Annotated in this window: 22 protein-coding genes; 12 read left to right on the forward strand and 10 right to left on the reverse strand. The window is 67.6% G+C overall.

All coding sequences use genetic code 11. From position 1 onward, the window contains the following. Positions 1–132 precede the first annotated feature (132 nt). Positions 133–474, forward strand: coding sequence for a hypothetical protein (locus tag GGR36_RS15565; protein WP_183635707.1), 342 nt, complete (start codon positions 133–135; stop codon positions 472–474). 3 nt (positions 475–477) lie between these two features. On the opposite strand, the gene sbcB is transcribed toward GGR36_RS15565, so the two are convergent. The 4 genes from sbcB to GGR36_RS15585 all read right to left on the reverse strand — a co-directional run bounded on the left by sbcB (position 478) and on the right by GGR36_RS15585 (position 5022). Beyond that, complete coding sequence (gene sbcB / locus GGR36_RS15570; protein WP_183635708.1) at positions 478–1911, reverse strand: exodeoxyribonuclease I; 1434 nt, start codon at positions 1909–1911, stop codon at positions 478–480. 49 nt (positions 1912–1960) lie between these two features. Beyond that, the gene (locus GGR36_RS15575) at positions 1961–2860 is read right to left on the reverse strand and encodes an alpha/beta hydrolase (RefSeq protein WP_276510019.1); all 900 of its coding nucleotides are present in this window, start codon (positions 2858–2860) and stop codon (positions 1961–1963) included. A gap of 170 nt (positions 2861–3030) precedes the next feature. Then, the gene (locus tag GGR36_RS15580; protein WP_183635710.1) at positions 3031–4152 is read right to left on the reverse strand and encodes a metallophosphoesterase; all 1122 of its coding nucleotides are present in this window, start codon (positions 4150–4152) and stop codon (positions 3031–3033) included. A gap of 117 nt (positions 4153–4269) precedes the next feature. Beyond that, a complete protein-coding gene (locus GGR36_RS15585; RefSeq protein WP_183635711.1) occupies positions 4270–5022 on the reverse strand; it encodes a ParA family protein in 753 nt (250 codons plus the stop codon). Between the two features lie 191 nt (positions 5023–5213). On the opposite strand from GGR36_RS15585, the gene GGR36_RS15590 reads away from it, so the two are divergent. From GGR36_RS15590 to GGR36_RS15600, 3 genes are all read left to right on the forward strand, one after another. Further along, positions 5214–5900 carry a DNA alkylation repair protein gene (locus GGR36_RS15590; protein ID WP_183635712.1) on the forward strand — a complete coding sequence of 229 codons (687 nt, stop codon included), beginning with the start codon at positions 5214–5216 and terminating at the stop codon, positions 5898–5900. A 9-nt stretch (positions 5901–5909) separates the two neighbouring features. Next, positions 5910–6446 (forward strand): M48 family metallopeptidase, encoded by a 537-nt coding sequence (locus tag GGR36_RS15595; protein WP_183635713.1) that lies wholly within the window; start codon positions 5910–5912, stop codon positions 6444–6446. A gap of 63 nt (positions 6447–6509) precedes the next feature. Beyond that, positions 6510–7793, forward strand: a complete 1284-nt coding sequence (locus GGR36_RS15600; RefSeq protein ID WP_183635714.1) for a sensor domain-containing protein — start codon at positions 6510–6512, stop codon at positions 7791–7793. Between the two features lie 10 nt (positions 7794–7803). Here GGR36_RS15600 and GGR36_RS15605 read toward each other — a convergent pair whose 3' ends face one another. Further along, entirely contained in the window at positions 7804–8229 is a 426-nt protein-coding gene (locus GGR36_RS15605) for a flagellar basal body-associated FliL family protein (RefSeq protein WP_183635715.1), read from the reverse strand. Positions 8230–8310: 81 nt separating this feature from the next. Beyond that, complete coding sequence (locus GGR36_RS15610) at positions 8311–8865, reverse strand: hypothetical protein (RefSeq protein ID WP_183635716.1); 555 nt, start codon at positions 8863–8865, stop codon at positions 8311–8313. A gap of 225 nt (positions 8866–9090) precedes the next feature. Here GGR36_RS15610 and GGR36_RS15615 point away from each other — a divergent pair, with 225 nt between their 5' ends. Next, positions 9091–10389, forward strand: coding sequence for a DUF3422 family protein (locus tag GGR36_RS15615; RefSeq protein WP_183635717.1), 1299 nt, complete (start codon positions 9091–9093; stop codon positions 10387–10389). Between the two features lie 3 nt (positions 10390–10392). On the opposite strand, the gene GGR36_RS15620 is transcribed toward GGR36_RS15615, so the two are convergent. Then, on the reverse strand, positions 10393–11136 hold the full coding sequence (locus tag GGR36_RS15620) for a substrate-binding periplasmic protein (protein WP_183635718.1): 744 nt from the start codon (positions 11134–11136) through the stop codon (positions 10393–10395). A 202-nt stretch (positions 11137–11338) separates the two neighbouring features. Between GGR36_RS15620 and GGR36_RS15625 the strand changes: the two genes are divergently transcribed. Beyond that, the gene (locus GGR36_RS15625; protein WP_183635719.1) at positions 11339–13078 is read left to right on the forward strand and encodes a DUF1800 family protein; all 1740 of its coding nucleotides are present in this window, start codon (positions 11339–11341) and stop codon (positions 13076–13078) included. 14 nt (positions 13079–13092) lie between these two features. Then, positions 13093–14433: a DUF1501 domain-containing protein gene (locus tag GGR36_RS15630; RefSeq protein ID WP_183635720.1), complete on the forward strand. Its 1341-nt coding sequence runs from the start codon at positions 13093–13095 to the stop codon at positions 14431–14433. Between the two features lie 31 nt (positions 14434–14464). Here GGR36_RS15630 and GGR36_RS15635 read toward each other — a convergent pair whose 3' ends face one another. From GGR36_RS15635 to glgX, 3 genes are all read right to left on the reverse strand, one after another. Next, complete coding sequence (locus GGR36_RS15635) at positions 14465–15169, reverse strand: general secretion pathway protein GspB (RefSeq protein WP_183635721.1); 705 nt, start codon at positions 15167–15169, stop codon at positions 14465–14467. Continuing rightward, a complete protein-coding gene (locus tag GGR36_RS15640) occupies positions 15153–16925 on the reverse strand; it encodes an ExeA family protein (protein WP_338086710.1) in 1773 nt (590 codons plus the stop codon). Before GGR36_RS15640 ends, GGR36_RS15635 begins: the two co-directional genes overlap by 17 nt. 151 nt (positions 16926–17076) lie before the next feature. After that, on the reverse strand, positions 17077–19221 hold the full coding sequence (gene glgX / locus GGR36_RS15645; protein ID WP_183635722.1) for a glycogen debranching protein GlgX: 2145 nt from the start codon (positions 19219–19221) through the stop codon (positions 17077–17079). Between the two features lie 392 nt (positions 19222–19613). On the opposite strand from glgX, the gene GGR36_RS15650 reads away from it, so the two are divergent. The 5 genes from GGR36_RS15650 (at position 19614) to GGR36_RS21960 (ending at position 24513) form a co-directional block, all read left to right on the forward strand. Further along, positions 19614–19751, forward strand: a complete 138-nt coding sequence (locus tag GGR36_RS15650) for a hypothetical protein (protein WP_183635723.1) — start codon at positions 19614–19616, stop codon at positions 19749–19751. A 439-nt stretch (positions 19752–20190) separates the two neighbouring features. Further along, positions 20191–21909: a diguanylate cyclase gene (locus GGR36_RS15655; protein WP_183635724.1), complete on the forward strand. Its 1719-nt coding sequence runs from the start codon at positions 20191–20193 to the stop codon at positions 21907–21909. Positions 21910–21948: 39 nt separating this feature from the next. Beyond that, a complete protein-coding gene (locus GGR36_RS15660) occupies positions 21949–22431 on the forward strand; it encodes a hypothetical protein (protein ID WP_183635725.1) in 483 nt (160 codons plus the stop codon). A 122-nt stretch (positions 22432–22553) separates the two neighbouring features. Next, complete coding sequence (locus GGR36_RS15665) at positions 22554–23072, forward strand: PAS domain-containing protein (protein ID WP_207064465.1); 519 nt, start codon at positions 22554–22556, stop codon at positions 23070–23072. Next, the gene (locus tag GGR36_RS21960; protein WP_183635726.1) at positions 23047–24513 is read left to right on the forward strand and encodes a methyl-accepting chemotaxis protein; all 1467 of its coding nucleotides are present in this window, start codon (positions 23047–23049) and stop codon (positions 24511–24513) included. The genes GGR36_RS15665 and GGR36_RS21960 overlap by 26 nt, the downstream gene beginning before the upstream one ends.

Genomic DNA, 24513 nt, shown 5'->3' on the forward strand with positions numbered 1-24513 from the left:
CACCCGCTTGCGCCCGAAGCGGGCGTGAAACCTCTGCTTACGACATTTACATTTTGAGATTCAGCCCCGCGACATGGCTGCGCGTTGAGGTCTGCATGGGCGCCATTTTGTCGCGCCCGGGTGGAGACCAGAATGAAACGCTTGATTGGTGCGGCTGCGCTGACCTTCGGACTGCTCGCAAGCTTCGGCGCTTGTGCGCATGACGGGTATGACCGCGACCACTACCGCGACTGGCATGAGCACCATGAACGTGAGCGGCATGAACACGAGTGGCGCGAGCGGGCTTGGCGCGAGCACGAATGGCGGGAGCATGAATGGCGCGAGCGGGAACGCTGGCACGACGACCATCGCGGCTGGTATCCGGTGTATGCGCCGGCGTATCGCCCCTACTACCCGGTTCCCGTTCCGGTGCCGGTGTATCCCCGCGCCGCCATCACCATCGGCATCCCGCCGATCGTGATTCCGCTGCACTGAGCCTTACGCTGGCGGTGCGATCGCTTCCGCGTAGTCGTAGAGCGCGCCAAGAATCGCTTCGCCACGCTCGTCGGCGGTTTCGCTGAGTGCGTCGATGCGGTCGAAGAAGGCCGGCAGCGATCGCGCTCCGCCGGCGCCCTGATGCAACTGCGCGACGCGGTGCATTTCCCAACGTGCCAGCTCGCCCTCGTTGAGGCTGTCGGGGAAATTGCGCGCGCGGTAGCGGAACAGCAATTCCTCCAGCCGGTGGTCGGCGAAGCTCACTGTTTCGCTGGCCAGCGCGGAAGGGTCGAGTACGCGCAACTGGTTCAGCAGGCGTCGGTCGCCATTGCCGACAAAGCCGCCGTAGAGGTCCTCATCGACATCGACCGGCGTGTCGGTTTCGGGCCGCGCGAACACGTCGCGCCACAGCCCGGCCAGAGGCGGCAGGGTTTGCGCAGCCTCGGCGTGTCGCAGCGCCTGCCCCAGATCGATTGCCCATTTGTCGGCCATCGCCGGGCTCAAGGTCTTCAGGTTGCCGATCACCACCGGTGATTTGTTGATGTGGATGGTCTTGATCGGCAGCCGCGTCACGCCGTCGGGCAGTGCGTCGGCGCGGGTGAACATGCGTTCGCGCACGGTGGCTGCGTCAAGGGTGGCGAGTTCGCGCGGATCCTGCGCGAGGTCCCACACGATGATTTCGTTCTTGTTCGTCGGGTGCGGGCCGAGCGGCCAGACGACCGCGATGCAGCCGCGCTCCGGGCCGAACATCCCGGACACATGCAGGAAGGGGCGCGGGTGGGCGAGGTCGATCTCGGCCAGCACCGCGTCTTTTTTGCGCAGTTTCAGGCAGAACTCCCACAGGCGCGGCTGCAGGCCGCGGATCAGTCGCGCCAGCGCGATCGTGGCACGCACGTCGGAGAGCGCATCATGCGCCGCCTCATGTGCCAGCCCGTTCGCGGCGGTCAGGTGTTCGAGCTTGAACGAGGGACGGCCATCTTCATGGCGCGGCCATTCGATGCCCTCCGGCCGCAGTGCGTACATGCAGCGCACCACGTCGAGCAGATCCCATCGGCCGCAGTCGTTCTGCCACTCGCGGGCGTAGGGGTCGATGAGGTTGCGCCAGAACAGGTGGCGGGTGACTTCGTCGTCGAAGCGCAGCGTGTTGTAGCCGACACCGACGGTGCCCGAGCGCGCCAGCTCGTGCTCGATCGCCGCAGCGAATGCGTGTTCCGGCAGGCCGCGTTCAAGGCAGGTCTGCGGCAGGATGCCAGTGAGCAGGCAGCTCTCCGGATCCGGCAGGTAATCCGGCGCCGGCTGGCAGTAGATCATCTGCGGCGCGCCAATCTCGTTCAGTTCGGCATCGGTGCGCACACCGGCAAATTGCGCCGGGCGGTCGCGCCGCGGCATCACGCCAAAGGTCTCGTAGTCGTGCCAGTAGAAGCTGTGGTCGGCCATGGGTGCAGGTTCCGGGTGCGGTACCGGATTTTCGCACGGGCCGCGCCGACTACTTCGACCCGAGTTTCAGCGTCTCCCACAGGAAGGGCTTGAGCTGGGGCCACCAACGGCCGCCCAGCGCGAGGTTGACGGTGTGGGTCATATCCGGTTGGGCAACCACCGTGCAGCGGCCGCCTGCATCGGTGATCGCCTTCTGCGTCGGCAGCACGTTGTCGTTCCAGGTTGCGCCGGTATTGCTGTCGGTCGGGTTGGCGTTGAACATCAGCACCGGGCTGTCGGTCGCGTCAAAGTGAAACAGGCTGCTGGTGTCGATGCCGGCTTCGACCAGTGTGGCCCCGGTGGCGATGGCGCCCTGCACATGTGCGCTGACGCCGGGGAAGTCAGAGACAGAGCCGGCGAGCGTATCGGCCTCGATCGCGTTGATCAGCGAAATCCCTCCGCCAGCCGAAGTGCCGATCGTCGCAACGCGGTTCGGGTCGATGTGGTAGGTCGCCGCGTTCGCGCGCAGGTAGCGGATCGCGTTCATCGCGTCTTCCGTAGCCTGCTGGATCGCGCGCACGCGGATCGCGGGATTGGCTTCATTGTCGGGGGTCAGGCGGTAGTTGATCGTCGCCGCGACATAGCCGGCGCGGGCGTACGTCATCGCATCCTCGCGGTGGTCTTCCTTGCTGCCGCCGACGAAGCTGCCGCCGTGGATCCAGATCACAAGGGGCTGCGGGGTGCCCGCCGTCGCATTCGGCGGCACCGCGACATCGAGCTTGAGCACCAGTTCACTGGTGCCGATTTCGCTCGCCTTGGTGAGATTCGAGGTGTACTGGATGCCCCCTTCGTTGGGGCGGCGCGAGTACACAACGTTCAGCGACGGCGTGATCTGCGCATCCGCATACTGTGGGCTGACGTACATCCCGGTTTCGGGCGGCGGCAGCGGGGTTGGCCTGGGGGGTGGCATGGGCGCGCCGCCGCCATCACCTCCACCGCCACAGGCCGTCAACGCGAACAAGAGAAGTGCCGATGCCAGTTTTGCCTGGTTCATGAAGTCTCGTCCCGCTTATCAGGTGGACGCCATCATGCCGCTTGCATGCCATCGGGGGTGCAACGAATTGTTGCGGCTTGTTTGGCTCAGGCGCGCACCAGCCGCAGCCGGGTGATCTCGGACGGTGCGCCGAAGCGCTTGGGTGGGCCCCAGTAGCCGGTGCCGCGGCTGGTGTAGACCCACAGGTCGCGCAGCTTGTGCAGGCCGGCGGTGAAGGGTTGCTGCAGGGGGACGAAAAGGTTCCAGGGGAAAAACTGGCCGCCGTGGGTGTGGCCGGAGAGCTGCAGATCGAAGCCAGCGTCGGCAGCGGCTTCGGCGCTGCGGGGCTGGTGCGCGAGCAGCACCTTTGCGGCGGCGTTGGCAGGTGCGCCGGCGAGCGCGGCGAGCGGATCGCTGCGGTGGCGTGGGTCGAAGTGGTGCGCGGTGTAGTCGGTGACACCCGCAACGACGAGTTTCGCGCCGCCGTGGTCGAGCACCACATGCTCGTTCATCAGCACCTTCACCCCCAGGCGTTCCACCTCGGCGATCCATGCATGGGCGTTGGAGTAGTACTCATGGTTGCCGGTGACGAAGTAGGCGCCGTAGCGCGCCGCCAGTCGTTTGAGCGGGTCGGTGTGGGCGGCAAGGTCGTGCACGCTGCCGTCGACGAGATCACCGGTGACGGCGATCAGATCCGGCTGCAGGGTATTGACCCGGTCAACGATACGGTCGAGGTAGCCCCGTTTGATCGTCGGGCCGACATGGATGTCGCTGATCTGTGCAATCGTGAAACCGTGCAGGGCTTCGGGCAGATCGCGCAGCGGCACGTCGACCGTCACCACCTGTGCGGTGCGACGCGCATTGATGAAGCCGACCAGCGTCACCAGCACGGCGAGCAACAGCGCAGCCTGCGCGGTGAGGGTTGCGAAGCCCGCCCAGCGGTCACCGGCGAGTAAGAGTGTGAGGTCGCGCAAGACGGTCGCGACCAGCAATGACGAAAACAGCCCCATCGCGATCGAGCCGGCCCAGGCGAGGCGGTCTGCCAGCGGCGGGCGCGCGACCCGGCGTGCCACCAGCGTCGCCGGAATCAACACGACCGACAGCGCCATCAGGCTCCATGCGAGCGCGAGTCCCAAGTCGCCAAGTGCGAGCACCGGAAACAGGCGCTGGCCGATGTACAGGTGCAGCAGCCCGAGCAGGCTGGTGGCGATGAGCAGGAAGAGCGGCATTGGGTTCCCGGTGCGTGGCGGTCGAGGCGAGGCGGATGCGCCCCTCGTCTGCCCTTAGATCGGGCAGTGCATCCGTGGTTCAAGCGCGCAGATGTTGCAAGCTGTAAGCGCGGTCGCTCAGCCTTGCAACGGCCCGCCTGCGGGCGCATCGCGACGGAGGAAGCCGGGAACGCTGCCGGGCTCCGCGGCCTCATGCAGCGCGTCCACCGGCCGCACCAGCCGCGGGGCGGCGATCTCGCCGTGCAGCACCGAGTCGAGCCAGCGCGTGACGCCATCCCAATCGGGGCGGTAAGCCGTCACGCGTTCCGGTGCGAAGTCGAACAAGGACAGCCCTTGTTCGAGCAGGCGGCAATAGGTCTGCGTCGCGCGGATCGTGCCGAGGTAGTCCACCGCATGCGCCGCCGCCCACTCCGCCAGTGCGGCGGCATTGCGGGTGCGCGCGTCGATGCGCATGCCGAGGCAGGCGATGCGGCACTTGCCCCCGGCGATGCGCGGTTGGGTGCGCAATTCGGCGAGGGATTCTTCCGCCGCAATGCGATCGAAAACGGAGTTGGTCGCCGGCAGCAGCACCGCATCGGCGTACAGAGAGACCTTCATCAGCCCGACCCCGTGGAAGCCGCCGGGGGTGTCGAGCACCACATGCTGGGTGCCGGCGGGTGGTCGCGCGAAATTGCGTTCGTCGATGGTCCAGCCGCGGATCGGCGTGCGTTCGGCGGCGCGCAGGCCGAGCCAGTATCGCGAGGATTGTTGGCGGTCCACATCGCCCAGCATCACGCTGTATCCGAGCGAAGCGAGGTAACCCGCGACATGCGTCGCGAGCGTCGATTTGCCCGAACCGCCCTTGCGGTTGACGATGGCGATCACGCTCATCGCTGTCGCCAGTGCGCGTTGGCAAACCGGAGCCACGCGGCGCGTGGCGTGCGAACGGAAAGTGCCGTCATCCGTCAGATTCGAGAAGCTGATACTGGACAGTGTAGTTCAGCCTCGCGGCGCTGCGTGGTTCGTGCGCAAGGTCACGCGCCAGTGTAGAAAGAGGCTACGCCGTCAGTCACACCCCCGCCATGGATACGACCCGCTTCTGTTCGAGCGTTTCTGAAGCCCTGCTGCCGCTTGCATCGCCCGAGCGGCAAGCGCCGATGCAGGCCTACATGAAGGACCGTTTTGCCTTCCTCGGGGTCGCGACGCCGGCACGCCGCGCCGCGACGATGCCGCTGATCCGCGCCCTTAAGGCACCCACCGCCGCCGATCTGCTCGCGACTGCTGGAGCGCTGTGGCAGATGCCAGCGCGCGAATTCCAGTATGTCGCGGTCGACCTGCTGGCGCGGCATCACAGGCGCCTCGGGCGCGCGGATGTGCCCGCCCTGCTCGCGCTGGCGCGCGAGAAGACCTGGTGGGATTCGGTGGATGGCCTTGCCGGGGTGGTCGGCGATGTAGTCCGTGCGGCGCGGCGCGATGCGCCGGACCCGCAGGCCTGCATGGACGATGCCGTGGCCGACGCAGACTTCTGGGTGCGCCGCATCGCCATGCTGCACCAGCTCGGCTGGCGTGCCGACACCGATCGCGATCGGCTGTTTGCTTACGCGCGCCGGCTTGCGCCGGAATCCGAGTTCTTCATCCGCAAGGCGATCGGCTGGGCGCTGCGCGATTACGCGTGGCACGACCCGGCGCCGGTGCGCGCGTTCGTCGCATCGATGGGCACGGCGCTGTCGCCACTGAGCCGCCGCGAGGCGACCAAGCACATCGGCTAGCATCGCGCCATGCAGCCGCGCTCCCCCTACCGTTACCTCGCCGGTTACCCGGAACGGCTCACAGCGCCGCTGCGCGAGATGATTGCCGCCGGCACGCTCGGCGCACGCCTGCTGGCGCGCTATCCGACCGCCCATACCGTGCGCACCGACCGCGCGCTGTACGACTACGTCGGTGCGCTCAAGGCGCGCTACCTGCGCAGTGCCGAGCCTCTGAGCAAGGTCGCCTACGACAATCGCCTGCATGTGATCCAGCACGCCCTGGGCATGCACACCGCGGTGTCGCGGGTGCAGGGTCAGAAGCTCAAGGCCAAGCGGGAGATCCGCATCGCCGCGCTGTTCCGCGAAGCGCCGGAGGCCTTCCTGCGCATGATCGTGGTGCACGAACTGGCCCACCTGAAGGAACGCGGTCACGACAAGGCCTTCTACCAGCTGTGCACGCATATGGAGCCGGCCTATCACCAGCTCGAATTCGACCTGCGCAGCTACCTCGTCTTGCTCGAAGCGACCGGTGAGCGGCCGTGGGCACCAGCCGACGGGGCGCCCTGAGCGCGAGGCGGCCCAAGCAGGGGCGTCTTACTTTGATAAAGCGCCGCCCCTACAATCGGCGCCATGTCGGATAACGCCTCGCCCCACACCACGCACATCGAACGCCTCGCCGAGGTGGTCGCGTTGCCGATCGGGCGTTGGGATGCCTCCGGGCGTCTGGTGTTCTGCAACACGCCCTATGTGCAGTGGGCCGGCCGGCCGCGCGAAGTGCTGCTTGGCCATACGCTGGCCGAGCTCTTCGGCGAAGTTGCCTGGAACGCCGCGAGGCCGGCGTTCGAGCGCGCCTTCGCGCGTGGCGAGACGACCAGCTACGAACGCCTCCTGACGCATGCGCCGCACACGCCGCGCTGGGCACGCATGCAGGTCTTTCCGGATATCGAAGACGGCGTGGTGGTATCGGTGTTCACGATCGCCACCGACATCCATGAAGACGTGATCGCGCGCGAGGCGCTGATCGCTGCGCGGGTGCGGCTCGACCGCTTCACCGAGAACATCCCGAATCCGCTCATCTACCTCGACCGCGAAGGTGTGCTGCGCTTCGCCAACAAGGCCTACCGCGAGGCCTGCGGCAAACCGGCCGAGGCGATCATCGACCATCACCTGCGTACCGTGCGCGGCGAGGCAGTCTGGCTTGAACACCGGCCGTACATCGAACGCGCCCTGTCGGGCGAGACGGTTCACTACTCGCGCCTGGTCGAAGGGTTGACGCACGGCCCGCGCTGGCTGCGTACCAGCTTCGTGCCGGACTTTGACCATGACGGCACGGTACTTGGGCTCTACACCGTGACGATCGACGTGCACGACCTCACCGTCGCGCAGGAACAGCTACGCCGCAGTGTCGAGCGCGACGCGCTGACCGACGTGCTGAGCCGCCGCACGATGATGGCGCGCATCGATCTCGCGCTGGCGGCGCCTTCAACGGTGCCGGTCGCGCTGTTCTTCGTCGACCTCGACGGCTTCAAGTCGGTGAACGACGAGTTTGGCCACGGCGTCGGCGACGAACTGCTGGTGCGCGTGGGCGCGGCCTTGCAGGCCGGCGTGCGCGCGGTCGACGCGGTCGGCCGCTTTGGTGGTGACGAATTCCTGGTGCTCGCCGAAGTGCGCGACGCCGCCGGGGCGGAGCAGCTCGCGCAACATCTGCTCGCGGCGATCCGAGACGCGACCGCCTTGGGCCCCCTCGCCGGCCGCGTCAGCGCCAGCATCGGCTATGCGCTGGCGCCCGCCGACGCCACCCAGCCGATGCGCCTGCTGCAACGCGCCGACGAAGCGATGTACGCCGCCAAGCGCATGGGCAAGAACCGCGTGATGCACGCGGTCGCGGCGCCGCCCGGGGTGCGCGGGGTCTAGCGCAGCCGGTTCAGGGCTGCTGCAGCATGAACTGGGTGAAGAACACTTCCTTCACGCCGTTCTTGCGGGTGGTGCCGAGCGTCTTGTTGACCGAGGCGAGGATCTGCTCGGCCAGTTCGGTCTTGCCTTCCGCGGTGCGCAGCTTCTCCGGTTCCTGCCCGGCGATGATCTTGATGATGTCGTGCTGCAGCTGGGGCTTGTAGGCGTCGATCGCGTGGTTCGCCTCGGCGTTGGCGCCTTCGAGCACGATCTGCGTCTGCAGCACCGTGCCGCCGCGGCCGGTCTTGCCGACGTTAACGACAAAGGGCATCGGTGCCGGGCCGGCGGCGCCACCGCCACCGTGATCGTTGGCGTCTGCCCCGGTCACCGGCAGAAGCAGGACCACGGCAACCAAGGCCATGGCGGAAAGCGACGAAAGGCGGGTCGTGCAGGACATGGCGGCTCCCGGAGGCGTACAGGGGCTGACGGGGAACACGATGATACGCGCCGGCGCGGCGCCTGCCAGCCCCCCGTTGTGCTACGCGTCCGGGAAGGCGGGCAGGCTCGCGACAAATGCGCTGCCGCAACCCTTCACCTTCACATACAGGTCATTGATGCGCACCGGGTAAACGGTGCGCGCCAGGGTCACGCCCGCGACGAGGCTGGCAAAGAAGCCAATCGCGCAGACGACGATAGCCGAGGGCACATCCTCGCTGATGCCGAGCACCATGCCGAGCAGCATGGACAGTGACCCGCCCCAGCCGATCAGGCGGCCAACAAACCGGCGCTTGAGATGGCGCTCGCACAGGGCGATGTGCACGCTTGCGCGCTTGCGGACGAGCATCGCAGCAACGAGATAGATCAGCACGTTTATCAGCAACAACACGTACCAGCCCGGCGCATGCCAGTACAGGCGTACCGGTTTGGCGCCGAGCGGGGCGTCCGCATTGCACTTGATGCAGCGATGGGGAAGGTGCTCGCGTTGGCGGAGGATCACGACCTTGCCTTGCCGCCAGACGACGTCGTTGTCATGGCCGAGGGTCTCCTCGATTGCGGACCGGGGCGGGGAATAGGGATTGAAGGTGTCTGACATGGGGCGCGTGGAGAACGGAAAGTGTGCGGAAGAGAGGCGATCTTGCCCGACTCCGCCAGTTCCTCGCCGGGCCTTGCGTGCAGCGTATGAGCCTGGTCAAGTCCGGCGCTGCCGCCCTGCCCGCGTCCGATTCGATGCGGGTTAATCCGGATGCGGGCTTCTTCGACATACGGTGCAGTATGGCAACGAGGCCGCGGAATGCGGCGCGACAGGATCGCTCTGGTCATGCACAACACCGAATTGCTACTGGCTCACCCGCTTCGACAACTGCTCAACGACGAGGCCCATGCGCGCCCGCCGGCGCCGATCGCGGCACCCGCGCGGCTCAGTTCGCTGACGCTGTTCTTCGAGCGCGACAGCAACGGCCAGCTCGATGCGCTGATCCGCCTCGCGCGCCTGATGGGCAGCCCGGAACCGGAGGCCGCGCGTGCCTACTACACCGGTGTCGCCGGCGATCTGATGATCCGCTGGTCCCTGCATACCGAGTTCGTGCGCTACACCTTCATCGAGCCCGCTGAAGACGAACCCGACTTCTCGCGCACGGTGCTCGACCGCATCCCGGCCGACTGGCTGCGCAGCCTGCCTGGCCAGTTGCTGGTGGCGCTGCATGCAGTGCTGTTGCGCGATGATCCGGTGGATAACTCGGCGCGCGGCATCGCGGAACGCTGGTTCGCCGGCAACGATCTGATCGGCGCCGAAATCGCCGGCGCCCACGGTTGCGCCTATACCGACCTGCGGCTGCATCCCGATGACCGGGTGGCCAACGGCTTCTCGCGCTTCGTCGTGGTCGACCGCGGCATGGGACCGCTGCAGACCGGTCGCATGTTGCAGCGGCTGTTCGAAATCGAGACCTATCGCATGCTGGCCCTGCTCGCGCTGCCCGGCGCCAAGCAGCAGATGCCCAAGCTCGACGCACTGTCGAACGCGATGCGGCGCATCACCGAACGCATGGACAAACCCGAGCACGACGCCAGCGAACTGCTGCACGAACTGACAGCGCAGGCCAGTGCGCTGGAACACCTGGTGGCGCAGAGCCAGTACCGCTTTTCGGCGTCCCGCGCCTACTACAGCCTGGTCGAACGCCGCATCGATGAACTGCGCGAACGGCGCCTGCCCGGCCTGCAGCCCTTCCACGAATTCATGGAGCACCGCCTCGCGCCGGCGATGGAAACCTGCGACACCGTCGTTGGCCGGCAAGACCGCATCACCGCGCGCATCCAGCGCACCAGCGCGCTGCTGCGCACGCGGGTCGAAGTGCAGCACGAGGAACAGAATCGCGCCCTGTTGGCCAGCATGGATACCCGCGCCGCGCTGCAACTGCGCCTGCAGCAGACGGTGGAAGGGCTCTCGGTCGGCGTGCTGACCTACTACGCGGTCGGGCTGGTGGGCTATGCGACCAAGGCGCTCAAGGCGGCCGGGCTGCACCTGAACCCCGAGGTCATCACCGGGCTCGCGATTCCGCTCGCCGCCATCACGGTCTGGCTGGGTGTGCGTCGCGCGCGGCGTCACCTGCATCACGCCTGAGCGTCAGGGGGGCGGCGGCAGCCGCGCGAGCCCCGCGTTGAAACGCCGGATCAGTTCGGCCGACCCGGCACGGCTGCGCGGCGCGATCAGGTGCAGGCTGAGTGTGCCGACGCTGCGCTTTCCCGCCATCAGGGCGTCGGCGCCGAGCCCGGTCTCCTGCAGCGCGGCGCGCATCAGGTCGGGTGAGGCGATCACCAGGTCGGCCCTGTCCAGCAGCACCATACGGGCACAGGCGCCGAGCGTGGCTGGGCGTTCCGGCACGATCTGGCCCTCGCCGACCAGGCGCTGCACTTCCGGCGGACCCGCCCAGCCGAAGGGGATGCACAGTCGCCCTGTGGGCAGGGCCGCCAGTCCGGCCTCCAGCCGCGGATCGCCCGGTCGGCCGTAGATGAAATGCGGCACGAGCAGGATCGGTTCCGAGTAGAGGCATGTCGCCTCGCGCTCCGGCGTGCGCACATACGGGAAGGTCGCGTCGTATTGCCCCAGCTCGGTCAGCTTGTAGCCGCGTGCCCATGGCAGCCATGCCAGCGTGGGCGCCATGCCACCCTGGCGGAAGGCCGCCATCACGCGCTGGGTGGCCAGGCCGCCGCCGGGTAGCGCCTGGTCGGCGTACGGGGGGTAGCCGTCGCCGGTCACCAGCACCGGCTCGGCAGCCTGCAGCGTGGAACTCAGGCACAGGCACAAGCCGAGGCCCCGCCACAGCGCGGTGCAGCAGGCAAGCCAGGTTGGGGGAGAACGGGTCGGCATGTCTCACTATAGTTCGACACCTCGACGATGGAATTGATCTGACTCGCGGCCCGCGCCGGTCCGCCGCTCAGCGCTGATGACCAGTGAAATGTCATCAGGATATGCATTTGGGTTGAAACACGGCCGCCGGCGCGCTAGCCTGATCAACAGGGTCGGGGGGCCCGGCTGGCGCGCAGGCATATGGCGGCGCGGGGAGACGGCAGTGGAACATCTTGGCTTCGGGTTGCGGACCCGGCTCTTGCGGTGGCTGGCCGGGCTCGCCATCGTCGCGGCACTCGCCGCCTGCGGCGCGGGCGGCGGCGGCACACCGGCCCCGCCGCCGGCAGACGGCACCAACGCCTTGTCCACCAACCCGCCACCCCCGCCCGCGAGCGGCAGCGCGCCGGCGCGTGAGGACGCGGTGCGCTTCCTGACCCAGGCCACCTTCGGCCTCAAGCAGGTCGGCGAAATCGATACCCTGGTCAGCACCGGCTACGAGCGCTGGCTGTGGGACCAGTTCCACACCGACGCCGCCTCGCATCTGGCCTACCTCGATGCACAGAAGGCCCGCGAGACCGACAAGGATCATCCGGCCGGCCAGTACACCGAGGAGATGAGCTACGAGGCGGTCTGGCAACAGTGGCTGCGCGGGCCGGATCAGCTGCGTGCGCGGGTCGCCTTCGCGCTGTCGGAAATCCTCGTGATTTCCAACATCGCGCCCGATCTGAACCCGCTCGCGATGTCCAGCTACATGGACATGCTCAACCGCAACGCCTTCGGCAACTACCGCACCCTGCTCGAAGACGTGACCCTGCATCCGGCGATGGGTTACTACCTGAACATGCTGCGCAGCGAGAAGGAAGACCCCGATCGCGGCACCCACCCGAACGAGAACTATGCGCGCGAGGTGCTGCAGCTGTTCTCAATCGGGCTGGTGAAGCTCAATCCCGATGGCTCGGTGCAACTCGGCGCCGGCGGCAAACCGATCCCGACCTACGGGCAGGACGAAATCGCCGGCTTCGCCAAGGCCTTTTCCGGCTGGAGCTTTGCCGGCGCCGACACCGCCAACCCCGACAGTTTCGAGGACGGCAACGAGAACTGGACGCAGCCGATGAAGGCCTGGCCGGCCAAGCATTCGAGCGCCGAGAAGCTGCTGCTCAACGGCCAGAAGCTGCCTGCCGGGCAAACCCCCGAGCAGGACATGAAGGGCGCGCTGGATGCGATCTTCCAGCATCCCAACGTCGGCCCCTTCATTGGTCGCCAGCTGATCCAGCGCCTCGTCACCAGCAACCCGAGCCCGGCCTACATCCAGCGCGTCGCAGACGTGTTCGCGAACGATGGCAGCGGCGTGCGCGGCAACCTCAAGGCCGTGGTGCGCGCGATCCTGCTTGATCCGGAAGCGCGCGATCCGGCGCGCGCGGCGGACGGTCGATTCGGCAAGCAGCGCGAGCCGGTGATCCGCTTCGCCAACTACCTGCGTGCCACCAACGCCGCGTCGGCCAGCGGCAGCAACCGCATCCACTACCTCGACAGCGCCGACAACGCGCTGGGCCAGAGCCCGCTGCTCTCGCCCTCGGTATTCAACTTCTTTTCGCCCAACTACCGCCAGCCCGGTCGCATTGCCGCCGCGGGGCTGTACTCCCCGGAGTTCCAGATCACCACCGAGACCAGTGTGGTGGGCAGTCTCAACTTCTTCTCGGGGCTGGTGAATGACGGCGGCTACGGCTGGGAAGAACCGCACCGGCTGAAGATGAACTACGCACCGCTTGAAGCGCTGGCAGGCGACCCGGCGGCGCTTGCCGAGCGGCTCAACTGGCTGCTCTACGCCGGGGCGATGAGTGCCGACACCCGCGCGCTGCTGGTGGCCACCGTGGCGGCGCTCGACGCTGCCGACAAGACCGCGCGGGTCAAGGCCGCCTTGATCCTGACCGCGATCAGCCCCGACTACGTGATCCAGAAATAGGTGCGGAGACAGCCATGCAAAGACGTAGCTTCCTGCAAGCGGCCGCCGCTGGCGCCACCCTCGCCGGGCTGGGCGCCTGGTCCGACCTGCTGCGCACCGCCTTCGCCGCGACCGGCGAGGACTACCGCGCGGTGGTCTGCCTCTTCATGTTCGGTGGCAACGACGCCAACAACATGGTGATCCCGATCGCGAGCGACGAGTTCGCCGGCTATACCCGTGACCGTTCCAACCTCGCACTGCCGCGCGCGGCGCTGCTGCCGATCACGCTCAGCAATACCGCCGGACGGCCCTTCGCGCTGCACCCGGCGATGGGTGCGCTGCAGGGGCTGGTGAATGCCGGCAAGGCGGCGGTGGTCGCCAACGTCGGCACGCTCGCCGCGCCGCTGACCCGCGCCGAGTGGATCGCCGGCGGGGCCGCGGTACCGGACAACCTGTTCTCCCATTCCGACCAGCAGTCGCAGTGGCAAAGCGGTGTTGCCGCAGCCAGCACCCGCACCGGCTGGGCCGGACGCATCGCTGATCTGGTGGCCGCCAGCAATGGCGTCAACGCCGGTTACACCAGCGTCTCGGTGGCCGGCAACACGCTGTGGGGTACCGGGACGGCGTCGGTGCCGTACAAGGTGTCGCCCTCGGGCAATTTCGGATTCGACTTCTACGACCCGGCCGGCGCCGATCCGCTCTCGGCCGCAATCAAGGCGACCCTGTCGAAACCACGCGGCCACGCGCTGGAGCAAGGCTGGCTCGATGTGGTTGGCCGTTCGATCGACAACCAGCGCGTGCTCACCGCGGCGTTGGGCAGCAGCACGCTCGCCACGCCCTTCCCCGATAACGGGCTGGCCGGCGAGCTGAAGATGGTGGCGCGGCTGATCTCGGCGCGCGCCGCGCTGGGCCTGAAGCGGCAGGCTTTCTTCTGTTCGATCGGCGGCTTCGATACGCACGGCGAAGACCAGCTCAACGACCAGAACCGGCTGCTTGGCGAAGTGAGCGATGCGGTGGCCGCCTTCCATGCGGCGACGGTGGAACTGGGGATTGCGGACAAGGTGACGCTCTACACCGCGTCGGACTTCAACCGCACCTACCTCTCGAACGGCAAGGGCAGCGACCACGCGTGGGGTAGCCACCATTTCGTCGTCGGCGGCGCCGTCGACGGCGGCAAGCTCTACGGCAAGTTTCCGACGCTGGCGGTCGGCGGGCCGGACGATGCCGACCGCGGGCACTGGATCCCGACCACCAGCGTCGAGCAGATGGCGGCCACGCTGGCACGCTGGTTCGGCGTCGCGGAGGGCGATCTGCCGACCTTGTTCCCCAACCTGCCGCGCTTTGCGAGCAGCGATCTGGGCTTCATGAAGGCCTGACGCGAAGGCCGCGTATCGCGCGCCAGTTGCGCTATCGGGTCAGCTCGAAACGCTGGCCGCGAAAGCGCAACACCGCCGTCTTGGGCTTGATCCGCTCGACCGTCAGGTCGTGGCCGATGGCCTCGCCCTCATGCAGCAACTGCCCATTGACCATCAGCATGCGGTTGGCCGGCACCTCGGAATAGACGGTGCCTTCGAAGCGCAAGGGCGGCAGCGCGCGGCGCAGATCATCGGGCAACTGCGCGAGGGTGGGTGCCGGGGCGTCCTCGGCGCTGGCCTGGGCTGGCGCGGGCGCAGGGGTGGGTGAGGGCACGGGCGATGTCTCGACACTGACCGGGCGCGGTGCTTCGACGGGCGGCGGCGCGGCGACGACCCGTGCGGCGGGTGGTGCGAGTGATGGCGCGGGCGCGACCGCCAACGGTGCGCTGGCGGCGACCGCAGGTGGCGGGGGCGCAAGTACGCGCGGCGCCGCAGGCTGTGCGACCGGAGCGGCCGGCTGCGCCGCAGCCGCCGGTGTCGCGCTGGCAGGTGCCGGAGTGCGTGCCAGCAGCGACCACGCGAGCCCGGCGAGCAGCACGAGCGCGGCGCCGGCGGCCATCCACAGCCAGGGCGCGCGGGCCGGCGCCTCGCGTTCATGCAACGGGGCCAGCGCAGCCTGTGGTTCATGCAGGCCCGGCACCGTTTCGCGGGCGCGTTCGCTTTCGGCGCGGCGCAGGGCGTCAAGGATGTAGGACATGGGGCTCGGACGTCAGGCGCGGTTCGTCCACACCGGTCAGGGGGTTCAGGTGCATCAGCGTCATCGGCCCGGCCTTGCCGTCGGGCTTGAGACCTTGCGCGAGCTGGAAGGCGGCGACCGCGGTTTTCAACTGGTTGTCCTGCGGCTGTCCGGCGGCCTCGGGTGCGGTGCGCGCAAGCGTGGTGAGCTGCGCCGCCACCGCCTCCGCGGCGGGCCCCGGCGCGACGTCGCGGGCGCCGGGGCGATAGCCTTGTGGCGCCCGCCACAGCGTCGAATAGCCACCGCGCCACACTGCAGCGAGCGAACTCAGCGCCACGTGCTGTGTGCTGCCGCCCGGCGCACGCAGGGTAGCGCTTTGCGCGTCGAGCGCCACCAGCAACACCCGCCAGACGCGCTCGCCGTCGTGCAGGCTGAGGATGCCCGGTCGGTCGAGGCGACGGATCAGGGCCAGATTGCCGTTCGGGTCGCGATAGCAGTGCACCGAGGCGCGTTCGGCGCTGCTGCACGGCTCGGCGCCGTCAAGCGAGAGATCCCACAACTCGCCCAGCGCCTGCCATGCCGCGCGCTCTTCGCCGGGTTCGCCGAAGAGTGTTGCCAGCGCGCCCGGCTGCAGCGCCACCAGCGGGGCCGCGGCGGAAGCTGCGGGGGCCGATGCCGCGACCGGCGCTTCGATTGCCGGGGCCTGGGCAGGCGGGGCCACCGGCGGGGCGACTGGCGGGGCGACGATAGGCGGTCGTGCGACCGGTGCGGCTTCTGCGCTGCGGCCCGGGTGCGCGTACTGGGCCCAGGCTGCGATGCCGGCGGCAATGACGAGCACACCGGCTACGGCGCCCGCGCCGAGCCACACGCGCCGTCGGCCCGCAGCGCCGGCGTCGTCGTCGAAAGCCTCGCGCGCGGCCTTGTCCACGATCCGGGCGCTGACGCTGGATTTCGCTTCGGCATAAGCGCCGAGCAGGGCGCGATCGCAGAGCAGGTTGATGCGGCGCGCGACGCCACGCGAGTGGTGCATCACCCGCCTGAGCGCACCACGGTCGAAGGGCAGCGCACCCTGCAGGCCGGCGACCGCGAGCCGGTGGCGGATGTACTGGCCGGTCTCCGCCGTCGACAAGGGCATCAGGTGGTAGCGCGCGATCACCCGCTGCGCGAGCTGTTCCATGCCGGGGGCGGCAAGCATGGTGCGCAGTTCCGGCTGGCCCACCAGGATGATCTGCAGCAGCTTGCGCTCGCTGGTTTCTAGGTTGGTCAGCAGGCGCAGCTGTTCGAGCACTTCAGGCGAGAGGTTCTGCGCTTCGTCGATCACCAGCACATTGGTCTGGCCGACCGCGTGCGTGCGCAGCAGGTAGCGGTTGAGCGCGTCGACATGGTGCTTGAGCGTGGCACCGGCGTCGGCGCGTTCGATATGGAACTCGTCGCACACGGTCTCGAGCAGTTCTTCCACCGTGAGCTTGGGGTTGAAGATGTAGGCGACGTTGCAGCGCGGTGGCACCTGTTCGAGCATGCAGCGGCACACGGTGGTCTTGCCGGCACCGATCTCGCCGGTGAGCAGCACGAAGCCGCCACCACCCTTGAGCCCGTACAGCAGGTGGGCGAGCGCCTCGCGGTGGCGCGAACTCATGTACAGGTAGCGTGGGTCGGGCGCGATCGAGAACGGCGCGCGGCTCAGGCCGAACTGCTGCGCGTAGAGCGGCTTGGTCTCGCGCGGGCGGGTCGCGTGTCCGGCAGCCTCGGTGGCCACGGCGGGCGATGCGGTGTTCACGCCAGCACGCCTCCAGCGTCCGCGCGCGGAAGCTCGCAGTGCTCAGGCTTTAATCGCGGGCTGCCGGCCATTGATCTCGTATTCCCCATGAAGGGGTCAGAGTTTAACGCGCCTCGCTGGCGTGGTTCGGGGCGACGCGCCGCCCGGCCGGTCAGGCGCGTTTCCCGCGCGAGATCAAGACCACCGTCGAGCGCGCCGCGGCCGGGTACACCGAGGCCGATTTCAAAGCCTGCTCGCAACCGGGCTCGCTGAAGTCCTCACCGGCCGGCAGGCTGGTGTCGACCACCCGCAGCCAGCGCTTGCCCGTGCTCGGTGGCGGCAGCTTGACGCGCACCGGCTTGGGGTCGGCGTTCATGATCAGGAACAGGCAGTAGTCGTCGGCGCCCAGCCGCGGCTCGCGGCCGTCGAGCTGATAGCAGACGGTACGCGCTTCGGGGTCGTCCCAGCGCGGCGGGTTGAGATCCGGCCCGAACCAGCTCACATCCTTCACGCCATTGCCGTCATGGTCGCGCCCGACGAGGAAGTGCCGTCGCTGCAGCACCCAGTGCCGGCGACGGAACGCGATCGCCTTGCGGAAGAATTCGGTGATGTCGGCATTGCGCTCGGCATCGCGCCAGTCGATCCAGACCGCTTCGTTGTCCTGGCAGTAGGCGTTGTTGTTGCCGCCCTGCGTGTTGAGGAACTCATCGCCGGCGAGCAGCATCGGCGTGCCGAGCGAGAACAGCAGCATGCAGGCGTGATTCTTCACCATCTGGCGGCGCAGGCGCAGCACCGTCGGGTCATCGGTCGGGCCTTCGACGCCGCAGTTCCACGAGTGGTTGTCGGAGGCGCCGTCGCGGTTGCCTTCGAGATTGGCCTCGTTGTGCTTCTCGTTGTACGAGACGAGGTCATTGAGGGTGAAGCCGTCGTGGCAGGTGATGAAATTGACGCTGTTGTAGGCCTTGCGGCCATCGTGGTAGAGGTCGGCCGAGCCGGACACCCGCCAGCCGATGTCGCGCAGCTGGCCGGCGTCGCCCTTGACGAAGCGCCGCACCGTGTCGCGGAAGCGGCCGTTCCATTCGAGCCACTCGACCGGGAAGTTGCCGACCTCGTAGGTGCCGGTATCCCAGGGTTCGGCGATCAGCTTCACCCGGGTCAGCACCGGGTCCTGCGCAATCGCATCGAAGAAGGATGCGGTCTTCTCGAACTGGCCACCCTCGCGCCCGAGCGCGGCGGCCAAGTCGAAACGGAAGCCGTCCACATGCATCACCTCGACCCAGTAACGCAGGCAGTCCATCGCGAAGCGGATCACCGGCGCCTTGTCGAAGTCCACCGTATTCCCGGTGCCGCTGTGGTTCATGTAATAGCGCGCAGGCATGTCGCCAACGCCGGCGAGACAGTAGTAGGTCGGGTTGTCGATACCGCGGAAGCTCACCGTGGGGCCCAGCTCGTTGCCTTCGGCGGTGTGGTTGAAGACGACGTCGAGGATCACCTCGATGCCGGCACGGTGCAGCTCGCGGACCAGGGTGCGGAATTCGCGCGCCGGGCAGCCGGGGGTGCGACCCGAGCTGTAGGACGATTCGGCGGCGAAGAAGCCGATCGTGTTGTAGCCCCAGTAGTTGGTAAGCCCCTTCTCGACCAGAAAGTCCTCAGGGTATTTCTCCTGGATCGGCAGGAACTCGACCGCGTTGATGCCGAGCGACTTGAGGTAGGGAATCTTCTCGATGAAGCCGAGGTAGGTGCCCGGCTCCGCCACGCCCGACGAGGGGTGTGCGGTGAAGCCCTTGAGGTGCGTCTCGTAGATGATCAGCTGCTCGAAGGGGACGTCGGGCGGCGCGTCGTCGCCCCAGTCGAAATCGTCTTCCACGACGACCGCCTTCGGCACGATGCGGGCGTTGTCGCGGCGGTCGAAACTCATGTCGCGTTCCAGCGCGCGGGTGTCGTAGCCGAGCAGCAGGTTGTCGGTGTTGCGGCACTTCCCGCTGAGCGCGCGGGCGTAGGGGTCGATCAGCAGCTTGTTCGGGTTGAAGCGCATGCCGTGCGCCGGGTCGTAAGGCCCTGCCACGCGGTAGCCGTACAACTGGCCGGCGGTGATGCCTTCGACGAACACATGCCAGGTGTGGCGCGTGCGCATCTTCATCGGGATCACATCGGTCGGCTCGCCGTCCGGTGTGTCGAACAGCAGCAGGTAAGCCTCGGTGGAATGGTGCGAGTACAGCGCGAAGTTGGCGCCGCGCGGCGTCAGCGTCGCACCAAGCGGGTGCCAGTGACCTTCTTCCAGCGTGCGTCGGGATTCGGGGATGCGGAGTTTGATCATGCGACCACCTGCGTTCGGCAAGACGGGGGCGAAGCGGACACCGGCTGGACCGGCTCGTAACCGGTAACGGTGTTTCGCCGTTTCGCTGCTGCGAAGTCTGCGCGTTCCTGGTTACGCATTTCACCTTCTCCCGGTCGATGTGTTCGATTCCGGCAACACTCGGATGCCTGGGCCGACACTTTCGATTGCGGTGTCTGCCCCATGCAGAGCAAGCCGCGCGCCTGATTCGAACCTGCCGTTGGGGCTGCCATACCGGGCCAACACATCGTGTCTGGCGCCGAACGCGGCTGCGGCGCCTATACTGCAAGCTCGAAGACGCTCACGCCCCGACGATTCCGCCGCCGACGAGACAGCGCCGCCGCTGACAGATTTACAGGCCCAAGGAGACAGTCATGAGCAAAACCCAAAAGAGCAACCGGGAACAGAAGAAACAACCCTTGCTGAGCGCGAAGGAAAAACGCGTCGCCAAACAGCACAAGAAGGAACTGAAGGCTTCCCCGGTACCCTTCCTGCCACCCAAGCAGGCCTGAGGCCGCAAGCCCCGCCGCGCGGTGATGACCGCGCGAGGGGCGCAACCTGCCGCTTGCCCGCGGCGCACCCGGTGCCGCGGAAGGATCGACAGCGATCGGACCGCGACAAGCAGGACTCGATCACTCGTTCGCGCGCGGTGTCGATCGCGCCCGGCCGTTCCGCACCCCTCACCGATGCCGGCCAACGCCCGCGCCCGGTCGGACAGGACCTTCGCCCAGCGAAGCTGGGCGGCCCCGGCACGCGCGCTCGCGCATCCCCCGAATCACTCGCACCGCGTCCCGCCGGCACAAGCCGGTGAGGGTGTCTGGCTTGCCGCGCGCCCCGCGGCGAGGACAAGTCTTGGCGCTTGGCGCAGATGGCCGCAACGTTCCAGGCTGGCGGCCGTGAAGCGGTGGGCTACGCTGATGTATGGGGAATGACGCCAAAGGGGGCTGCCGCGTGTCGGAACTGGACGTACTTCAACTCACCCAACTGATCACACAGATCCCTGGCGCGGTCTTCCAGTTGCTGCGTCGGCCCGACGGCGAATGGGCGGTGGTCTATGTCAGCCGCGGCATCCAGGTGCTGTTCGGCGTTGACGCCGCGCAGGTCGGCGACGATGGCCGTGGCCTGATCAACCGCATCGACCCTCACGACCGCCGGCTGGTGCGCGAGGCGGTGGACGCCGCCTCGGCGTCGCTGAAGCCGCTGATCTGCGAGTTCCGGGTGGCGCGCGCCACCGACGAGGTGGCCGCGATCCGCTGCCATGCGATCCCCGAGCGTGCACCGGAAGGCGGCGTGCTCTGGAGCGGCGTGCTCACCGACATCTCGGACCTGAAGGCCGTCGAGACCGCCTTGCAGGAGAACGAGGAACGCCTGCGGCTCGCGCTCAAGGCGGCGAACCAGGGGCTCTACGACCTCAACGTGGCGACCGGCGAGGCACGCGTCAATGACGAGTACGCGCTGATGCTCGGCTACGACCCGCACAGCTTCCATGAAACGAACGCGGCGTGGATTGCGCGCCTACACCCCGACGACCATGAGACGACGGCGCGGGCCTACCGCGAGTATGTCGAAGGCCGCACCGCGGACTACCAGGTGGAGTTCCGCCAGCGCACCCGCGACGGAAAATGGAAATGGATCCTCTCGCTCGGCTGCATCCTCGAGCGCGACGAAGAGGGTCGCCCCTTGCGCATGCTCGGCACGCATACCGACATCAGCGAACGCAAGCGGCGCGAACAGGCGCTGGCCGAAAGCGAGGAACGCCTCGCGCTCGCCACGCGGCATAACGGCATCGGCATATGGGATCTCGATCTGCGCACGCGGCGCATGGTCTGGGACGAGTCGATGTACGCGCTCTACCACGTCAGCAAGGACGCCTTCTCCGGCACCGAGGCGGCCTGGCGCGCGACCCTGCACCCGGATGATCTGGCGCGTGCCGACCACGAGGTGCGCGAGGCGATCGCCAAGGGCACGCCGCTCGAAACCGAGTTCCGTGTCTGCTGGCCGAGCGGCGAGATCCGCTACATCCGCGCGGTGGCCAAGATCTTTCATGGCGCCGATGGCACGCCGCAGCGCATGCTCGGCACCAACATCGACATCACCGAGCGCAAGCAGCTTGAAATTGCCCTACGGCATCAGGCGCACACCGACCACCTCACCGGCGTGGGCAGCCGCGGGTTCTTCATGGAGCAGGCGGAACTCGAAATCAACCGCGCCGCGCGTTACGGCAATGCCTTGTCGATTTTCATGCTCGACATCGACCACTTCAAGCAGATCAACGATACCTACGGCCACCGTGCTGGCGACCGCGTGCTGATCGCGCTGGCCGACTGTTGTCGCGCCACGCTGCGCGAAGTCGATGTGATCGGGCGCATCGGTGGCGAGGAATTCGCGGTGCTGCTGCCGAATGCGCCCGAGCAGGAAGCGGCCGACGTCGGCGAGCGGCTGCGGGCGACGATTGCCGGGACCGCAGTCGCGCTCGACGACACGACGATCGTGCGCATCACGGTGTCGATCGGGATCACCACGGTGCAGGCGGGCGAGTCCGACGTCGACCGGGTGCTCAAACGTGCCGACGACGCACTGTATGAGGCCAAGCACCTCGGCCGCAACCGCGTTTGCGTGGGGCGCCCTGCCCCGATGGCGCGCGCAGACGAAGCGACCGCGCCGCGCTGAGCCAGGCTTTGATGAGGACGACCGACAGGAGTGCCGCCGATGGATCCGATCACGATCGCGTACCTCACCAGCACCAGCACCGGGGCCGGTCTCTCGGTGGCGGCCGTTACCGGCGTCATTGCCTGCTTCAAGGGCAAGCAGAAGGGCGCGGTCGAATACGAGCAGCACTGCGAAGCCAACATCCGTGATTACACCCGCCTGCTCGGCGCCAAGATCAGGGAGGCGAACGACACGCCTGCTGCCGATTTCGAATTCGTGATCCGGCGCGCCGCGAAGGTGGTGAAGATGCGCGACGAGTTCAAGGAAGACCTCGACAGCCTGCGAGCGCTGCTCAACGCCACCATCGACGAGCTCGCCAGCGCGCTCGATGCGAAAAGCGAGGCGAGCCTGACGAACCGCGAGGTCGAGATCCGCCGCCTGGTCGGCATCCTCAACGAATCCTGGCACGGCAAGGAGACCCTGCTGGAGAGCAAGCTGCGCGACCTGCTGGCCAAACTCGGCGTCTTCAGGCGGCACGCCTGAGACCGGTTGGGCGCCGCGCGGGTCGGGCACGGTGCTCGGGCGCAAGAACGCCGGTTCAAGTTATCGCGCGGCCTGCCGTATGCAAGCGCAGGGGAGACGTACAAGCAGACGGAGGGGGGAGCGTGAAATACAAGGTCCAGCCGACAATGGTCGAGCGGGTGATGCGCGACGAGGATTTCATCGTCTCGAAAACCGACCGCAAGGGTCGCATCACCTACGGCAACCGCATCTTCGTGGAGTTCTCCGGCTTCTCGGAAGCCGAACTGCTCAACGCACCGCACAACATCATCCGTCACCCGGACATGCCGCGCGGGGTCTTCAAACTGTTGTGGGACACCCTGGCGCAGAAGCAGGAGATCTTTGCCTATGTGAAAAACATGGCCAAGGACGGCAGCTTCTACTGGGTCTTCGCCAACGTCACGCCGTCCTACGACGCACAGGGCAATGTCGTCGGCTACCTGTCGGTGCGGCGCAAACCCAAGGCGAGCGGGGTCAGCGTCTGCGACGGGCTCTACCGGCTCATGCTCGAAGCCGAGCAGAAGGCCGGCCCGCGCGATGCCTGTGACGCGTCGATCGCTTTGCTGCAGTCCGTGTTGCGCGACAAGGGGATGAGCTATGCCGAACTGGTTCTCGCGCTTTGACGCGCGCGTTGGCGCGACGGCGCTTTACGCCTTGCTGGCAGCGCTGTGCCTGGGCGCCGGCTGGCTGCATCGCACCTGGCTATGGCCGCTCGCCGGACTGATCGCCGGCGCCGTGCTGCTGACGCTCTGCTGGCGGGGGCGCGCTGCCGACGGTGGCAACCTGCAGCGCCTCACCGCGCTATGCAACGAGGTGGCCGCCGGCAAGCTCGAAGGGCGCATCACCGGTATCCGCCCCGGCGCTGCGGACGAGAGCCTGTGCTGGGCGCTCAACGACATGCTCGACCAGCTCGAGGCGACCTTCCGCGAGCAGAAGACCGCGCTGGCGATGGCCGGTGAAGGAAAGTTCTTCCGCCTGACGCAGCCCAGCGGCTTGCACGGCGAATTCCGCGCCGAGCTGCTGCGCACCAACGAAGTCATGCGCCAGCTTGCGCGCGACTACGAGCAACAGCAGAAGAACGACCTGCTCTCACGTCTGGGTACGCTCAACAGCACCAACCTGCTGTCGGACCTGCAGACCAATGTGCGCGACATGCAGTCGGTGGCCGAGGCGTCGGATGCGCTCAGCGCGATCGCGCGTGCCAACTTCGACGACGCGCGCCAGAGCCGCAGCGCGATCGGCCAGGTTGTCGGCAGCCTCGGCGACATCGCGGCCCGCGTCGAAGCCACGCTCGACGCGGTGCGGGTGTTCAAGGCACACAGCGATCAGATCAACCGCTCGGTCGGTCTGATCACCGGCATCGCCAACCAGACCAACCTGCTCGCGCTCAACGCGGCGATCGAAGCGGCCCGCGCGGGGGAACAGGGGCGGGGTTTCGCGGTCGTGGCCGACGAGGTGCGCAAGCTCGCTGAAAACACCAAACAGTCATCGGAACAAATCGCGCGCGTGATGACGGAATTCTCCGGCGACGCGGAGCAGATCCTGCAGAACGCCGAACAGATGCACCATGCGACGGTGTCCTCGCGCGATCACATCGCGACGCTCGAACAGAGTTTCGTGCGGTTTGAAAGCTCTGCACAACAGGCCCTCACCGAAGTCGAGAAGGTCAGCGACATCAGCGTCGTGTCGCTCGCCAAGACCGACCACATCCTCTACAAGCAGAACGCCTATCTGGTGCCGGTGAATGGCGCCGCGTCGCCGCAGGCGTCGGCGATCGCCGTCGGGCCGGGCGAGTGCCGCTTCGGCCAGTGGCTGGCGCACGGCCATGGTGAGACCGGGCTCTTTGCTTCCGATGCGGCACGCAGGCTCGAAACGCCCCATCACGGTGTGCACGACGCCATGCAGCGCATGGTTGCCACCCTGGGCGAGACGCAGTGGGAGCGTGACGCCGCCCGCAAGCAGCTGATCTACCGTTGCTTCGAGGATGCCGAGAAGGCGAGCGCGCAGATGATGTCGCAACTCGACCGCATGGTGGAGCAGCGCGTCAGCGAGCGGGGCGGGTAG

This window comes from Niveibacterium umoris (assembly GCF_014197015.1).
GTDB classification, from domain to species: Bacteria; Pseudomonadota; Gammaproteobacteria; order Burkholderiales; family Rhodocyclaceae; genus Niveibacterium; species Niveibacterium umoris.

Excerpts from the sequence above, each read along its gene's own strand:
- GGR36_RS15565 (WP_183635707.1), top strand. The coding sequence starts at position 133 with ATGAAACGCTTGATTGGTGCGGCTGCGCTGACCTTCGGACTGCTCGCA.
- sbcB (WP_183635708.1), bottom strand. The coding sequence starts at position 1,911 with ATGGCCGACCACAGCTTCTACTGGCACGACTACGAGACCTTTGGCGTG.
- GGR36_RS15575 (WP_276510019.1), bottom strand. The coding sequence starts at position 2,860 with ATGCCACCCCCCAGGCCAACCCCGCTGCCGCCGCCCGAAACCGGGATG.
- GGR36_RS15580 (WP_183635710.1), bottom strand. The coding sequence starts at position 4,152 with ATGCCGCTCTTCCTGCTCATCGCCACCAGCCTGCTCGGGCTGCTGCAC.
- GGR36_RS15585 (WP_183635711.1), bottom strand. The coding sequence starts at position 5,022 with ATGAGCGTGATCGCCATCGTCAACCGCAAGGGCGGTTCGGGCAAATCG.
- GGR36_RS15590 (WP_183635712.1), top strand. The coding sequence starts at position 5,214 with ATGGATACGACCCGCTTCTGTTCGAGCGTTTCTGAAGCCCTGCTGCCG.
- GGR36_RS15595 (WP_183635713.1), top strand. The coding sequence starts at position 5,910 with ATGCAGCCGCGCTCCCCCTACCGTTACCTCGCCGGTTACCCGGAACGG.
- GGR36_RS15600 (WP_183635714.1), top strand. The coding sequence starts at position 6,510 with ATGTCGGATAACGCCTCGCCCCACACCACGCACATCGAACGCCTCGCC.
- GGR36_RS15605 (WP_183635715.1), bottom strand. The coding sequence starts at position 8,229 with ATGTCCTGCACGACCCGCCTTTCGTCGCTTTCCGCCATGGCCTTGGTT.
- GGR36_RS15610 (WP_183635716.1), bottom strand. The coding sequence starts at position 8,865 with ATGTCAGACACCTTCAATCCCTATTCCCCGCCCCGGTCCGCAATCGAG.
- GGR36_RS15615 (WP_183635717.1), top strand. The coding sequence starts at position 9,091 with ATGCACAACACCGAATTGCTACTGGCTCACCCGCTTCGACAACTGCTC.
- GGR36_RS15620 (WP_183635718.1), bottom strand. The coding sequence starts at position 11,136 with ATGCCGACCCGTTCTCCCCCAACCTGGCTTGCCTGCTGCACCGCGCTG.
- GGR36_RS15630 (WP_183635720.1), top strand. The coding sequence starts at position 13,093 with ATGCAAAGACGTAGCTTCCTGCAAGCGGCCGCCGCTGGCGCCACCCTC.
- GGR36_RS15635 (WP_183635721.1), bottom strand. The coding sequence starts at position 15,169 with ATGTCCTACATCCTTGACGCCCTGCGCCGCGCCGAAAGCGAACGCGCC.
- glgX (WP_183635722.1), bottom strand. The coding sequence starts at position 19,221 with ATGATCAAACTCCGCATCCCCGAATCCCGACGCACGCTGGAAGAAGGT.
- GGR36_RS15650 (WP_183635723.1), top strand. The coding sequence starts at position 19,614 with ATGAGCAAAACCCAAAAGAGCAACCGGGAACAGAAGAAACAACCCTTG.
- GGR36_RS15660 (WP_183635725.1), top strand. The coding sequence starts at position 21,949 with ATGGATCCGATCACGATCGCGTACCTCACCAGCACCAGCACCGGGGCC.
- GGR36_RS21960 (WP_183635726.1), top strand. The coding sequence starts at position 23,047 with ATGCCGAACTGGTTCTCGCGCTTTGACGCGCGCGTTGGCGCGACGGCG.